Source organism: Providencia sp. PROV252, from assembly GCF_033676005.1.
Classification (GTDB): domain Bacteria; phylum Pseudomonadota; class Gammaproteobacteria; order Enterobacterales; family Enterobacteriaceae; genus Providencia; species Providencia vermicola.
In genome coordinates, this window is sequence record NZ_CP096294.1 from 1,333,187 (window position 1) to 1,347,052 (window position 13,866).

Annotated in this window: 11 protein-coding genes; 4 read left to right on the forward strand and 7 right to left on the reverse strand. The window is 40.7% G+C overall.

The genetic code is table 11. The features are described from left to right. Positions 1 to 39: 39 nt before the first annotated feature. Both M1F05_RS05855 and M1F05_RS05860 read right to left on the reverse strand, forming a co-directional pair. The gene (locus M1F05_RS05855) at positions 40 to 846 is read right to left on the reverse strand and encodes a BPSS1780 family membrane protein (RefSeq protein WP_206085452.1); all 807 of its coding nucleotides are present in this window, start codon (positions 844 to 846) and stop codon (positions 40 to 42) included. Between the two features lie 358 nt (positions 847 to 1,204). Continuing rightward, a complete protein-coding gene (locus M1F05_RS05860; protein ID WP_206085453.1) occupies positions 1,205 to 1,675 on the reverse strand; it encodes an Lrp/AsnC family transcriptional regulator in 471 nt (156 codons plus the stop codon). A gap of 150 nt (positions 1,676 to 1,825) precedes the next feature. On the opposite strand from M1F05_RS05860, the gene M1F05_RS05865 reads away from it, so the two are divergent. Further along, positions 1,826 to 2,248, forward strand: coding sequence for a DUF2000 domain-containing protein (locus M1F05_RS05865; RefSeq protein ID WP_206085454.1), 423 nt, complete (start codon positions 1,826 to 1,828; stop codon positions 2,246 to 2,248). Between the two features lie 51 nt (positions 2,249 to 2,299). On the opposite strand, the gene pflA is transcribed toward M1F05_RS05865, so the two are convergent. The 4 genes from pflA to M1F05_RS05885 form a co-directional block, all read right to left on the reverse strand. Continuing rightward, positions 2,300 to 3,088, reverse strand: a complete 789-nt coding sequence (gene pflA / locus M1F05_RS05870) for a pyruvate formate lyase 1-activating protein (protein WP_206085455.1) — start codon at positions 3,086 to 3,088, stop codon at positions 2,300 to 2,302. Between the two features lie 139 nt (positions 3,089 to 3,227). Then, positions 3,228 to 5,510: a formate C-acetyltransferase gene (gene pflB, locus M1F05_RS05875; RefSeq protein WP_206085456.1), complete on the reverse strand. Its 2,283-nt coding sequence runs from the start codon at positions 5,508 to 5,510 to the stop codon at positions 3,228 to 3,230. 70 nt (positions 5,511 to 5,580) lie between these two features. Then, on the reverse strand, positions 5,581 to 6,438 hold the full coding sequence (focA, locus tag M1F05_RS05880) for a formate transporter FocA (RefSeq protein WP_206085457.1): 858 nt from the start codon (positions 6,436 to 6,438) through the stop codon (positions 5,581 to 5,583). Positions 6,439 to 6,889: 451 nt separating this feature from the next. Then, the gene (locus M1F05_RS05885) at positions 6,890 to 7,663 is read right to left on the reverse strand and encodes an IclR family transcriptional regulator (protein WP_206085458.1); all 774 of its coding nucleotides are present in this window, start codon (positions 7,661 to 7,663) and stop codon (positions 6,890 to 6,892) included. A 343-nt stretch (positions 7,664 to 8,006) separates the two neighbouring features. Here M1F05_RS05885 and M1F05_RS05890 point away from each other — a divergent pair, with 343 nt between their 5' ends. From M1F05_RS05890 to M1F05_RS05900, 3 genes are read left to right on the forward strand one after another with little or no spacing between them, the layout of a single operon-like run. After that, complete coding sequence (locus M1F05_RS05890; RefSeq protein ID WP_206085481.1) at positions 8,007 to 8,900, forward strand: dihydrodipicolinate synthase family protein; 894 nt, start codon at positions 8,007 to 8,009, stop codon at positions 8,898 to 8,900. Between the two features lie 50 nt (positions 8,901 to 8,950). Next, positions 8,951 to 10,264, forward strand: coding sequence for an MFS transporter (locus M1F05_RS05895; protein ID WP_206085459.1), 1,314 nt, complete (start codon positions 8,951 to 8,953; stop codon positions 10,262 to 10,264). A 23-nt stretch (positions 10,265 to 10,287) separates the two neighbouring features. After that, the gene (locus tag M1F05_RS05900) at positions 10,288 to 11,883 is read left to right on the forward strand and encodes a UxaA family hydrolase (RefSeq protein WP_206085460.1); all 1,596 of its coding nucleotides are present in this window, start codon (positions 10,288 to 10,290) and stop codon (positions 11,881 to 11,883) included. Positions 11,884 to 11,948: 65 nt separating this feature from the next. Here the strand turns inward: M1F05_RS05900 and ycaO are convergent, their stop codons facing one another. Beyond that, entirely contained in the window at positions 11,949 to 13,703 is a 1,755-nt protein-coding gene (gene ycaO, locus M1F05_RS05905; RefSeq protein ID WP_206085461.1) for a 30S ribosomal protein S12 methylthiotransferase accessory factor YcaO, read from the reverse strand. Positions 13,704 to 13,866 lie beyond the last annotated feature (163 nt).

Consider the following 13,866-nt stretch of genomic DNA (forward strand, 5'->3'; position numbering starts at 1 on the left):
CTCTAAAAATGATGACTTTAAATCATCATGTTTATTGGCTTATTTAACTTGTGAGAAAAACAGGCTACGGTAGCTGCTGTAATAGCAAACATACATAATTGGCATAGAAACTAATAAACCTAAGCCTAATGGGATCACAGAAATAATCATTAAGATAGACAGAACGATAAAGAATAGGATGCCTGGCAGGATATTTTTCTTAACTGCTTGTAGGCTAGCTGAAATTGCAGCACCAACAGTGAAATCGTGGTTCATAACCAAAGCAGGGGCAAACCAAGTTAATGCGGTACCCACTAAACCAGCGACAGCCATCACGATAATAGCAAAGAAGAATGAACCTGAGGACGCTAAAATAGCCGCATCAGATGGTGATCCGTATTGGTTGCTTTCCATTAATAAACCAAACATCGCAGAACCGCCAATGATGAAAGCGATGATCATACCGACTAAGTTTGCTGCAAAGTTAATGGCGCCAACCGCAAACAGTGCACCGAATTTGTTTTGGAAACCCGCAAACAGTAAACCGATTTCTGCTTGTCCAGTTTTACGCTGATTTTCACTGATAGCAATAATACCGCCAACAAAGATTGGAGTAATAAAGGTGATCAGTAAGTTTAAGAATGGGATCATGGAGATAATCAGAATCAATGCAAACAATACGATATTGATTAAGATCCACATACCCAATTTTTCTTTAACCAGAGACCATGATTGGCTGATCCAGTTAACACCTTCACCCGCATCAACAGCGCGAGGTTCAGCGTGAAAAACAAAAGTATCAACTTGAGTTTGAGCGTTAGTGTTAGGTGCAGGGTTGTTATCTGCACTGAAGTTTTCATTGTTCATGATAAAAAAGGAACCTATTTGTCGTAGTGAATTAGCAATAATTATTATAAAAAGTTTGTGAGTTTATATGCACTCTTTTACTTTATCGGCAGTAGTATGCAGATAAGTGAATACATTATAAAGCAGACTATTCTGGTAAGGTATTTTTGATTAACTTTTTCTTAATACAACATTTTTTAGGGTAATAAGGTCATTACTCATTTGATATTGAATTTATAGACTGTTTAGTTTGGTGTTTTTTGGTTAAATATAGGGTTATTTTAACTTTAACTAGGATGGTTTTTTATGAAAAATGGTTATTGTGTGGAATAAAATATAACTAATAACCATTATGAAGAATAAGGTAAGCGTCGGTAAGTTATTCAAAAATAGATATAGGGTATGCATCGAGTGGCTTGATTTCTTTTAATACAAACATACTTTGCATTTCTTTAATGCCTGGCAATCTGCGAATAACTGACATGGCAAAATCAGCGTAAGAATCTAAATCATGAGAAACCACTTGCAGTAAAAAGTCAGTATCACCACCAATGCTATAACAGGCGACAACGTTCTCAAGCTCGCTGACTTCCTGTTCAAATTTTTGTGCTTCTGCCTCGCTGTCACTATCAATAATCACACGTACAAACACCATAACACCAAGGCCAATTTTTTTGCGGTTTAGAATAGCGCGATAACCTTGAATAATATTATCTTCTTCAAGTTTTTTAACTCTCCGCCAGCAGGGTGAGGCGGACATGCCTACTTTTTCAGCCAGTTCATGGTTGGTGATCCGTGCATCCTCTTGCAGTAGTGAAAGAATTTTTGTTTCTGTCTTATCAATTGCCATAAATGAATATTCCTACCTATTATTGACTAAATAGAGAAAAAAATTACCGAATAATAAGCTTGCCATAGCTGAGTTAGAAAGCCTATTTCTTTCTTTAAATGCCATAATTATCGGGAAATTGAACACAATTAAAAACAGTAGGGGACATAAATGATATTTAATCCAGCTGAGCATCGCTGCGCTATCGTGGTTAATCAGGATTTATCTAACGGGCTTGCAATGAATGCCGCCAGTGTGATTGGTGTGAGCTTAGGAAATAAAGTAAACAATATGGTGGGGCAAGATTTAAACAGTGCAGATAATATTCATTATCCAGGGGTGATTTATGCCCCTTTACCGATTTTAAAATCACCAGAGCAGTATATTAAAGACATAGAAGAAGCTGCATTAAAAGAAAGTGAAATTTATATCATTCCTTTTAGTCTATTGGCGCAATCGTGTCGCACTTATGGTGAGTACCAGCAAAAGTTGTCAGAGCATGAATATAAAAATATTCAGTTAGCGGGTATTGGGCTGGTGGGAAATAAAAAGGCGGTGACTCAGCTTATTGGCCATTTGCCTTTATTTAAATAGGAATAATGGCAAATAAATAAAGAAGAGGCTCAATGTTGAGCCTCAACTTATTTAGTACATGACTTTGTGCCCATAGCTTTCAAGAATGCTTTTGACACGTTCCATCACTTCTTTTGATGGTGGTTTAACTCCATCAAGCTTGTATTCTTCACCCATGGTTTCCCATTTGTGTTTACCAAGTTCATGGTAAGGTAATAATTCGATTTTTTCGATATTACCCATGTTTTTAGTAAATTCGCCGAGCAGATGTACTGAATGATCATCATCACTCCAGCCTGGTACAACAACATAACGCACCCACGTTTTTTGATTACGTTTAGCTAAATATTGTGCGAATTCTAACGTTCGGTGATTGGAGACACCGACTAACTTTTGGTGAATATCATCGTTGATTTGTTTTAAATCTAACATCACCAAGTCAGTGACATCCATCAGTTCATCAATAACAGGATCATAGCGACGAACAAAACCGTTAGTGTCCAAACAAGTATGAATATTCTCTTTCTTACAGGCGCGGAACCAATCACGGACAAACTCTGCTTGTAAAATAGCCTCACCACCTGAAGCGGTGACACCGCCGCCCGTTGCATTCATAAAGTGACGATAGGTGACCGCCTCTTTCATTAATTCATCGACGGTGACAATGTTGCCGCCGTGGGTATCCCAAGTATCGCGGTTGTGGCAATACAAGCAGCGCATTAAGCAGCCTTGGAAAAAGACAATAAAACGAATGCCAGGGCCATCAACAGTGCCGCAAGATTCAAATGAATGAATACGGCCTAACGTTGCTGGCGATTCTGTTTTAGTGATATCGGTTGTTGTAATAATTTCGGCAGACATAGCAGGTACTCCAAAATATCCGTCATACTTCTAAGACTTTATGCATGAAATAGTGATTTGTAGTCTTTAACTGACAGTATAGATAAAAAGACCCCATAAAGCGGGGTCTTTAATTTACTTTATTTTAATGAGCTAATTATTACATTGAACTTGTAAAAGTACGAGTAATAACGTCTTGCTGTTGTTCTTTAGTCAGTGAGTTAAAACGCACTGCATAACCTGATACACGGATAGTCAGCTGCGGATATTTCTCTGGGTTTTCCATTGCGTCTAACAGCATTTCACGGTTCATGACGTTAACGTTCAAGTGCTGACCGCCTTCAATAGACGCTTCGTGGTGGAAGTAACCATCCATCAGACCCGCTAAGTTCGTTTTACGCACATCGTCATCTTTACCTAACGCATTTGGTACGATAGAGAAGGTATAAGAAATACCATCTTTCGCGTAAGCAAATGGTAGTTTAGCAACAGAAGTCAGTGAAGCTACTGCACCTTTTTGGTCACGACCGTGCATTGGGTTTGCACCTGGTCCAAATGGCGCACCAGCACGACGGCCATCTGGTGTATTACCTGTTTTCTTACCATACACAACGTTAGAGGTGATGGTCAGGATTGACTGAGTTGGTACCGCATTACGGTAGGTTGGCAGTTTCTGAATTTTCTTCATGAAACGTTCAACTAAGTCACACGCGATGTCATCAACACGTGAATCGTTGTTACCAAATTGTGGGTATTCACCTTCGATTTCGAAGTCGATAGCAATACCGTCTTCGTCACGAATTGGTTTAACTTTCGCATATTTGATTGCAGACAGTGAGTCAGCAGCAACAGATAGCCCCGCGATACCACATGCCATGGTGCGATAAACATCACGGTCATGTAACGCCATCAGCGAAGCTTCATAGCTGTATTTGTCGTGCATGAAGTGGATGCAGTTCAGTGCAGTGACGTACTGAGTTGCCAACCAGTCCATGAAGTGGTCCATTTGGTTCATCACAGTATCGAAATCAAGGACTTCGTCCATGATTGGTGCATGTTTAGGACCCACTTGCATTTTCAGTTTTTCATCAACACCACCGTTGATGGTATACAGCATGGTTTTCGCTAAGTTTGCACGCGCACCAAAGAACTGCATTTGTTTACCAACAATCATTGGGCTGACGCAACATGCGATTGCATAGTCGTCGTTGTCGAAGTCTGGACGCATCAGGTCATCATTTTCATACTGAACTGATGAGGTATCGATAGACACTTTTGCTGCGAATTTTTTGAAATTCATTGGCAGTTTTTCTGACCACAGGATAGTCATGTTTGGCTCAGGAGATGGGCCCATGGTATACAGTGTGTTCAAGAAACGGAAAGTACTTTTCGTTACCAGTGTACGGCCGTCAAGACCCATACCTGCTAATGATTCAGTTGCCCAGATTGGGTCGCCAGAGAACAGCTCATCGTATTCAGGAGTACGTAAGAAACGTACCATACGCAGTTTCATGACTAAATGGTCAATTAATTCTTGCGCTTGTTGTTCGGTGATTTTACCAGCTTCTAAGTCACGTTGGATATACACGTCTAAGAAGGTAGAAACACGACCAAATGACATTGCAGCACCGTTTTGTGATTTAACTGCGGCTAAGTAACCGAAGTAAGTCCACTGTACTGCTTCTTGCGCGTTTGTTGCTGGTGCAGAAATATCGTAACCGTATTTTGCAGCCATTTCTTTCATTTGACCCAATGCACGGTGCTGTTCAGCAATTTCTTCGCGCAGTTGGATAGTCATCTGTAGGTCTTCACCTTTTTCTAATCTTTCTTGCAAAGAGGTGAATTGGTTAAATTTGTCTTTCATCAGGAAATCAATACCGTACAGCGCAACACGACGGTAGTCACCGATGATACGACCACGACCATATGCATCAGGTAGACCAGTTAAGATACCTGATTTACGGCATTTTAAGATGTCTGGCGTGTAAACGTCGAAAACACCTTGGTTGTGAGTTTTACGGTATTCAGTGAAGATTTTTTTGATTTCTGGATCTAAAGTACGGTCGTAAGCTTTGCATGAGCCTTCAACCATTTTGATACCACCGAACGGGATAAGACCACGTTTCAGAGGAGCATCAGTTTGTAAACCAACGACTTTTTCTAATTCTTTAGTAATGTAACCTGCATCATGGGAAGTGATGGTTGAAGCAACATCTGTATCAAAATCAACAGGCGCATGCGTGCGGTTTTCGATTTTGATCCCTTCCATAACTTTATCCCACAGCGAGTCAGTTGCTGGGGTAGAGCCTGCTAAGAAAGATTCATCACCTTCATATGGAGTGTAGTTTTTCTGGATGAAGTCACGTACGTTGACGTTTTTCTGCCAGTCACCTTGGTTAAAACCTTGCCATGCTAAAGCGAATTTTTCATTTAATTCGGACATGATACTTTTACCTTTTAACAGTGGATCTTTTAGGGATCTTAATAAATCTTTTCGTGTGTGTCAGTGGCGATTAATGTTTCTGGCCACCACGTAAATGCATAAACCAATAAATGAGGCCGACTAAAAGTGCGCCGCCAATAATATTTCCGATAGTGACTGGAATTAAGTTATCTGTAATAAAATTTCCAATCGTTAAGTGTGAAAACTGCTCTGGTGCCATATTGATTTGTGTCCAATATTCAGCAGGAGCGAATTCTTTAATCATGATGCCCAATGGGATCATAAACATGTTGGCGATGCTATGCTCAAACCCACTGGCGACGAACATCGCAACAGGGAGAACTAATACCACCAGTTTATCGGTTAAACTGCGACCTGCATAACTCATCCAAACCGCCAGACAAACCATTAAGTTTGCTAAAATTCCGAGTGCAACAGCCTCAATAAAGGTGTGGTGCAATTTATGGCTACTGGTTTGTAAGACATTTAATCCCCATTGGCCATTAGCCGCAGTGTATTGCCCCGCAAACCAAATGATAGCCACAAAGAACAGCGCGCCAATTAAGTTGCCAATGTATACATTGAACCAATTGCGGAACATTTGTCCCCAGGTAATTTTACCTGTGGCTTTAGAAACGATAGTTAAGACAGTGGAAGTGAAAAGGTCGGCACCACAAACAACGACTAACATTAAACCGAGTGAGAAACAAATCCCACCAATCAGTTTGGTAAAGCCGTATGGTGCATCGGCAGCCCCAGTTGTTGCAGTAATATAGAAAACAAAAGCAATAGAAATAAAAATACCGGCAGTGAATGCTGACAAGTAAGTAATTGCAGGATGTTTGTTCGCTTTATAAAAGCCAGCATCATCCGCGACTTGCGCCATTACAGCAGGTGGCAATAAATTAAAAGGGTTGTCAGCTTTCATACCAACACTCTCTTACAAAGTTGATTAATTATAGCACGCAATAATAGTAACAAAGGGGATAAGTGATAAATTTGATATGGATCATGAACACTCGCAAGAATACCGTCTAAATGGTTAATTTTATGTTAAAAATAAGATTAACTAATTGAAATTTAAGTAATAAATATTTTTTAAATTTTATTAAAAATTTTTATAAAGAGCATTTTTAGCGACACGGAAAGTGAAAATATACATATAAATGTTAATTATTTAAGTGCAATATGATCCCTTTGCTAAGGTATTTAACTTATGTCTAAATTTAGCGCTAAATTTATTGATATAAACCTCAAAAACCATCTGTTAAATTTCCGCCAAATTGTCATATTTTGCTAACAATCAACAAAATGATACGGCATACAAAAATTGTTGTTCCAGATCATTTTAGACTATATATGCCAATATTGAATTTTTATTATTTATAAAATTCAATATTATCTAGCGTGTTAAGTTCTTGTTCGATGCGTTCGCGGCTGGTTAACAGCGTTTCGATGACTTGGGCTGTTTTTTCATCGTTACTGCGGAAGGTGGGGATAGACACACTGATAGCAGCAATAATTTTGTTTCGTTGGCGCAATGCGACAGCATAACAAATGGTTTCTTCATTAATTTCTTTATTATCAATGGCATATCCATTTTCTTTTACTGCGTTTAGTTGCGTACGTAATTGTGGCAAAGTATGAACACTGTATTGTGTCAGCGGGGTGAAACCTGCAGGGTAAAGTTGGGAAATTTGTTCGTCACTGTAGTTAACAATCATTGCCTTACCTAGCGCAGAATAGATAGCTGGTAAGCGAGTGCCAATACTGGAGACTAACTGAACTTTTTGTGCAGATTGTACTTTATCAATATACAGGACATCAGCACCATCTAAGATACCCATTTGGCAAACTTCATTACATTGTTCGACAATAAGCCCCATCTCGCGATGGATCATTTTCAGCCAATACGATTTTTCGAAGAAAACGCGAGAAAGAATGGAACAAGCGATACCAAGATAATAAAGCTGGCTGTTATCATCGTAATTAATATAACGGTGCTCAACCAATGTTTTTAGAATGGGGTAAATAGTCCCTTTCAGAATTCCAGTCTTATCAGAAAGTTGCGTTAAAGATAGCCCCGTATTTTCTGCAGCCAATACTTGAAGCACCTCTAAAACACGAATTGTCGGCATGTGTCCTGTAGACATTAAATCACCTCCCTGATTAATTGTGCCGCTATTCTAGGTTCAAAACTGAGCTATGTAAATCACTAGCAAAAACCCATTTCTTTTCTAAATCTATCGAATGACATTGCGCTGTTGACAGCAAAAGTCGTGATCCTGTTCAAAATTTACCAATAAAAAATGACCTTCTTGTTTTTAATATAATCAGTAACTTCTTATTTATTTCTTTTTAATCAACTGATTAAGGTGTTTTTATTTTAACTTTGTTCAAATTTGACTCAATCCATTTTTCGTGGTTATTTAATGTTGTTTTTATTTATGAATAAGGTTTGTATATATGAACAATAACCAAATGGAGCTATCACGTATGGAAAGTCGCTATATCACCCCTGTTGTCACTATTTTTGATGACAAAGGCCGCGTTGATATTGAACAAAATCGACAAGTTTATGATTCGCTTAGCACAAAAGTCTCGGGTTTTGTCACGATGGGCAGTACGGGGGAGTTTTTTGCACTCGATATGAACAGTTCGAAAACCTTGATTGACCTTTGTGGCAATTACCCCAAAAGGGATATGAAGGTCTATGCAGGAGCAAGTCGGTTAGATGTCAATGAATCGATTGAACTTGCCAATTATGCGAATGAGCAAGGGGTCGATGGGGTAATGATAATCAGCCCCTATTATTTTCCGTTAGATGACGAGGGTGTATTTCGCTTTTACAGCACAATAGCAGAAAAAACCTCAGCAAAAATATTTATTTATAACTTTCCTGAGCGTACGGGATACTCTGTATCACCTGAAGTGTGTTTACGCTTAGCAGATAAATACCCTCATATTATTGGCCTGAAAGATACCATTCCCGACACTAATCATACAGCACAAGTCATTGACGTTGTGAAATCCCGTATTCCACACTTTGAAGTCTATGCAGGTTACGACAACAACTTTGCTCATGTCGTGTTATCAGGTGGAAACGGTTGTATTGGTGGCCTTTCAAATATTATTCCGCAGTTTTTTGCTTCATGGATGAACGCCTTTGCAAAAAGCGATTTAGCGCTCGTCGCTAAACATCAACAACGTGTTGACCAACTGATGGCGATTTACGGGGTGAATGCTCCCTTTATTCCAACTTTTAAAAAAGCGTTGCAACTGAAAGGAGTGATTAACTCAGACCGTTGTAGCTCACCATTTATTGGATTGAACAGTGTACAGACAGAGCAACTTCAGCAATTATTAGCACTGGCTGATTCACCGCTCTGATCTTTCCTATAACAACACAATAGAACATCTTACCGACAGGGAAAAATATCATGGCGACAACACAAGCTTATAACAATCCTGTTTTAAACTCTGCGATTAAAAAATCGTGGAAACGTTTAGTACCCCTGATGTTTATTTTGTATTTCGTTGCATTTATTGATCGGGTGAATGTTGGTTTTGCTAAAGATGCTATGCAGTTAGATATCGGGTTATCGGACTCTGCATTTGCGTTTGGGGCAGGGATTTTCTTTGCGGCCTATGCATTATTTGGTATCCCCGCAAACTTAATTTTAAATAAAATAGGCGCCCAAAAATGGTTGAGTATCACCACAATCATTTGGGGCGTACTCTCCGCGATGACAGGCTTTGTCACCAATGAAACCCAATTTATTATTTTGCGCTTCTTATTAGGGCTAGGGGAAGCAGGTTTCTATCCAGGAATTCTATTATTAGCATCAATCTATTTTCCTAATAATGTCCGCGGATCAGTGATTGGTATATTTGTTTTAGGGGTGCCATTAGCCTTGACGCTAGGTTCTCCACTTTCTGGTGCATTATTAGAGTTGCATGGCTGGTTAGGCCGTCCAGGTTGGTTCTGGATGTTTGTTATCGAAGGCTTGCCTGCGGTTGTTATTGGTATTTTTGCCTTCTTTTATCTGGATGATAGCCCTGAAAAAGCGCGTTTTTTAACCGACGAAGAGAAAAAGGCATTAACGGAGCAACTTGCCAAAGAAAATGCAAAAACAGAAACTACCTCTGTGCTTTCGGCGCTCAAAAATGCCAAGGTGTGGCACCTTGCATTGATTTACGGCACCATCCAAATATCCGTGTATGGCCTGATGTTCTTTTTGCCTTCCCAAGTGGCTTCATTAATGGGGGAAAGCTTAGGATTCAAACAATCGTTAGTGGCAGCTATTCCATGGGCTTGCTCAGCCTTTGGTGTCTATTATATTCCGCGCTTTGCCGACCGCCATCCAACAAAGCGTGTGGAAATATCTGTTTTGTGCATGTTAGCTGCGGCGGTGGGCTTAGCGTTATCTGCATTTGCCAGCCCAGTTTTTGCTATTGCAGCACTATGTTTAAGCGCGGTGGGCTTCTTATCGGTTCAACCTGTCTTCTGGACGTTTCCGCCTCAGTTACTCAGTGGTCCTGCATTAGCAGCGGGGATTGGTTTTTGTACCACTATGGGGGCATTTTGTTCATTCCTTGCACCTATCATCCGCGTTGAAGTGGATAAAGTAATGAACAGCAATACAGCGGGGATCATGACATTGTCAGTGATAACTGTGGGTTGTGCTGTGTTAATTGCGCTCCTTAAAAAGAACTCTCATAAAAATGGCCATAAAGTTTTGTCATCGAATTAATGGCAACAATTGGAAGGTGTGACATGCAAAAGATTTTACGAATTGATGAAAGCGACAACCTGATTGTTGCCTTAAAAGACTTGCACGCTGGGGAAGTTTACCATTGGGGCAATGAAGAAATTACCTTAGTCACTGACGTGAAGGCTAAACACAAATTTGCCTTAGAAGCGTTACCCATTGATGGTGTGGTATCGATGTATGGCACTGCAGTAGGTAAAGCGACGCAACCCATTGCAAAAGGCGAAGCCATTACGGTGAACAATATTCGCCATTATGCAGCTCCTGTTTCCTTAGAAAATGATTCACTATACGAATGGAAAGCACCTGATGTTTCCGCTTATAAAAAACGAACTTTTCAAGGATATGTACGAGGAGATGGGCGTGTAGGAACAGCAAATTACTGGCTAATTTTCCCGTTAGTTTTTTGCGAAAACCGCAATGTGACGAAATTAACCGATGCTTTAAATGATGCATTAGGCTACACCAATAATAGCTTAAAAAGCTTTGCACTAGACTTAACTGCAGGAACGCAAACGCCGACAGCAAAACCAAAGCTGTTCCCGCATATTGAAGGCGTTCGGTGCATTACTGTCACCAGTGGCTGCGGCGGTGCAACCTCGGACAGTAAAACCATGTGTGATGTGTTAGCAGCTTATGCAGACCACCCTAATGTGATTGGTATTACGGTATTTAGCTTAGGATGTGAAAAAGCGCAGCGCAAAATGTTTAAAGAATCACTGGCTGCACGTAACCCAAACTTTGATAAGCCTGCACTGTATTTTCGTCAACAAGAGTGGGATAGCGAAGAAGAAATGATGCAAACTGCGCTCAAACAAACTTATGAGTGCATGAAAGCGGTTAAGCCACAATCGAGGGTTGATGTGCCATTATCCCACCTAAAATTGGGCGTAAAATGTGGTGCTTCTGATGGTTTTTCAGGGATTTCAGGTAATCCTGCAATGGGGCTTGTTTCAGATTGGTTAGTCACGTTAGGTGGCGCATCTGGTTTGGCGGAGTTTCCCGAATTATGTGGTGCAGAAGGGGATATGGTGAAACGCTGCGTATCTTTTGATGACAAAAAGAAATTTCTCGAATTGATGGAACGCTATGAAAAAACGGCGAATTTCTTTAACACCACCATCGCGGATAACCCAAGCCCTGGAAATATTGCGGATGGCTTAATTACCGATGCGATTAAATCTACAGGTGCGGCAAAAAAAGGCGGCACTTCACCCATAAGTGCAGTGTGTGATTATGCAGAGCCAATGCCTGATAGCGGGTTATCGCTAGTCTGTACGCCGGGTAATGATGTAGACGCGGTAACTGGGCTTGTTGCCGCAGGCTGTAATGTGGTGATTTTCTCAACAGGGTTAGGTACACCGACAGGGAACCCGATCGTGCCCGTACTAAAAATTTCGACTAATAGCGCAATAGCAGAACGTTTGTCCGACATGATCGACTATGACTGCGGTCCAATCATTGATGGGGTTCCATTGCCGACGATCAGTAAAGGGCTATTTGAACGGGTCATCGAAACGGCGAGTGGAGAATATCAGGTGAAAGCGGATCGCTTAGAACAATTTGATTTCTTATTGTGGAAGCGTTCGTTGGATTTATGATTTATCTACATCAATAACATGACAACAGGTTGATGGGGAAGGCTCCCCGCCAACCTGTGACTTAATTACGCGTTAGCGCGTTTGGCTTTTTGCAGTTTTTCATAAGCCGCAAGTAGTGCTTGATGAGCTGGCAGTGCTTTTAGCTCATCATCGATTGACCACAAGCCATAGAAGCAAGACTCTCCTGCAATTGCAGCAGAGGCTGCATCGACCGCTTCTTGCCCATACATACGGACAAATGCATTGTAGTATTGCGCAGGGTTTCTTTCTTCTTCTTGCGATAATAACAATAGCGTTTGCAAGCAACGATAATAGTTCGCACGTTCTGGCGTGAACACTGAACTGTTAAAGTCTTGTGTCCACTCAACCCATGCTAAAGCTTGTTCAAGGTCACCACCCGCAAGGGCTAACATTGATTTTAATTCACCGATACGCAGGTTGCTCCAACCATTATCTTTACCGACCGCTAAACCAAGCAATTCACGTACACGGGTGAAATCGTCTAAACCGTCATCATCCAACTGCTCAATCAGGGCAAGGTAGTCTTGCTTTTCCCATTGGCTATCAGGCAGGTTGATAATTGTATTGCGTAAATAAGCGCCCATTGCATTATTCGCAATATGTAAATCTTCAACAGGGTAAATATCTGACATACCTGGCACTAAAATACGGCATGCATAAACGCCTAAATGGTTATAATCTGCGATGTAAACCTCGGCATCTAACGTATTGAAAATACGAATAAGCGTCGCAAATTCTTCCTGCGTCGTACCTTTGAAGCTCCAATCTGCAAATTCATAATCCGCATCGTCTTTAAACAGATCCCAGCTAATTAAGCCACTTGAATCAATAAAGTGTGTTTCAAGGTTGGTGTGCTCAGCCACTTCTTCATCATCAAAGGTTGGTGCGTTAAACACATCTAAGTCTTTTAAGCCACGGCCTTGTAATAATTCAGTAACGGTACGCTCAAGGGCAACACCAAAGTCAGGGTGTGCGCCAAATGAGGCGAAGCAAGTGCCGTTTTGTGGGTTAAACAACACCACGCAAATGACGGGGTATTTTCCACCTAATGAAGCGTCGTAGCAGAAAATGGGGAAGCCTTCTTTTTCAAGGGTATCAATTGCTTCCACCACGCTTGGGTAACGAGCCATCACTTCTGTTGGAATAGTTGGCAAGCTGATGCTTTCTGCAATAATTTTATTTTTTACGAAGCGTTCAAACACTTCTGAAAGCCCTTGAACACGCGCTTCGTTAGCTGTATTACCCGCAGACATACCGTTAGAAACGTATAAGTTCCCAACGATATTCATTGGAATATAGACAGTTTTGTCATCAGATTGGCGTGTAAAAGGTAGCGCACAAATACCGCGTTCTTCGTTGCCAGATTGTAGGTCAATGAGTTGGCTTGCGGCTAATGCCTCATCAGGGTCATAGAATTTAATCAAACGATTGTCTAAAAGCCCTTCTGGTAGGCTGTCATCTTCTGTTAGTGGGAACCATTTTTCATTTGGGTAGTGAACAAAATCACCTTCTGAAATGGATTTACCTAAGTAGAAGTCAGCGAAGAAGTAGTTAGTCGATAAACGCTCGAAATACTCGCCAAGGGCAGAAGCTAAAGCGGCTTTTTTGCTCGCACCTTTACCATTGGTAAAGCAAAGAGGGCACTCTTTATCGCGAATATGTACTGACCAAACGTTTGGTACAGGGTTTAACCATGACGCTTCTTCAATATCAAACCCCAATTTTTTTAATTTGGTCTGGAATGCATCAATGGAGTCTTCAAGAGCGGCGTCTTTGCCGGGAATAAATGTTTGGCTCATTGTCAGTCACTTGTGAATAGAGTGTGTCAAACGGGCTATGATACGGATTTTTGTCGCAACCTCACGCTTTTTATTCATTAATAGACAAATCATCTTAATATTTATTATTTCTCCTAAAATAATTATATATATCCGAAATCCTTCAACTTGCAGCGGTGTTGAC

What these genes read in the sequence shown, in the direction of transcription:
- M1F05_RS05855 (WP_206085452.1), bottom strand. Translation starts at nt 846, where the DNA reads ATGAACAATGAAAACTTCAGTGCAGATAACAACCCTGCACCTAACACT.
- M1F05_RS05860 (WP_206085453.1), bottom strand. Translation starts at nt 1,675, where the DNA reads ATGGCAATTGATAAGACAGAAACAAAAATTCTTTCACTACTGCAAGAG.
- M1F05_RS05865 (WP_206085454.1), top strand. Translation starts at nt 1,826, where the DNA reads ATGATATTTAATCCAGCTGAGCATCGCTGCGCTATCGTGGTTAATCAG.
- pflA (WP_206085455.1), bottom strand. Translation starts at nt 3,088, where the DNA reads ATGTCTGCCGAAATTATTACAACAACCGATATCACTAAAACAGAATCG.
- pflB (WP_206085456.1), bottom strand. Translation starts at nt 5,510, where the DNA reads ATGTCCGAATTAAATGAAAAATTCGCTTTAGCATGGCAAGGTTTTAAC.
- focA (WP_206085457.1), bottom strand. Translation starts at nt 6,438, where the DNA reads ATGAAAGCTGACAACCCTTTTAATTTATTGCCACCTGCTGTAATGGCG.
- M1F05_RS05885 (WP_206085458.1), bottom strand. Translation starts at nt 7,663, where the DNA reads ATGTCTACAGGACACATGCCGACAATTCGTGTTTTAGAGGTGCTTCAA.
- M1F05_RS05890 (WP_206085481.1), top strand. Translation starts at nt 8,007, where the DNA reads ATGGAAAGTCGCTATATCACCCCTGTTGTCACTATTTTTGATGACAAA.
- M1F05_RS05895 (WP_206085459.1), top strand. Translation starts at nt 8,951, where the DNA reads ATGGCGACAACACAAGCTTATAACAATCCTGTTTTAAACTCTGCGATT.
- M1F05_RS05900 (WP_206085460.1), top strand. Translation starts at nt 10,288, where the DNA reads ATGCAAAAGATTTTACGAATTGATGAAAGCGACAACCTGATTGTTGCC.
- ycaO (WP_206085461.1), bottom strand. Translation starts at nt 13,703, where the DNA reads ATGAGCCAAACATTTATTCCCGGCAAAGACGCCGCTCTTGAAGACTCC.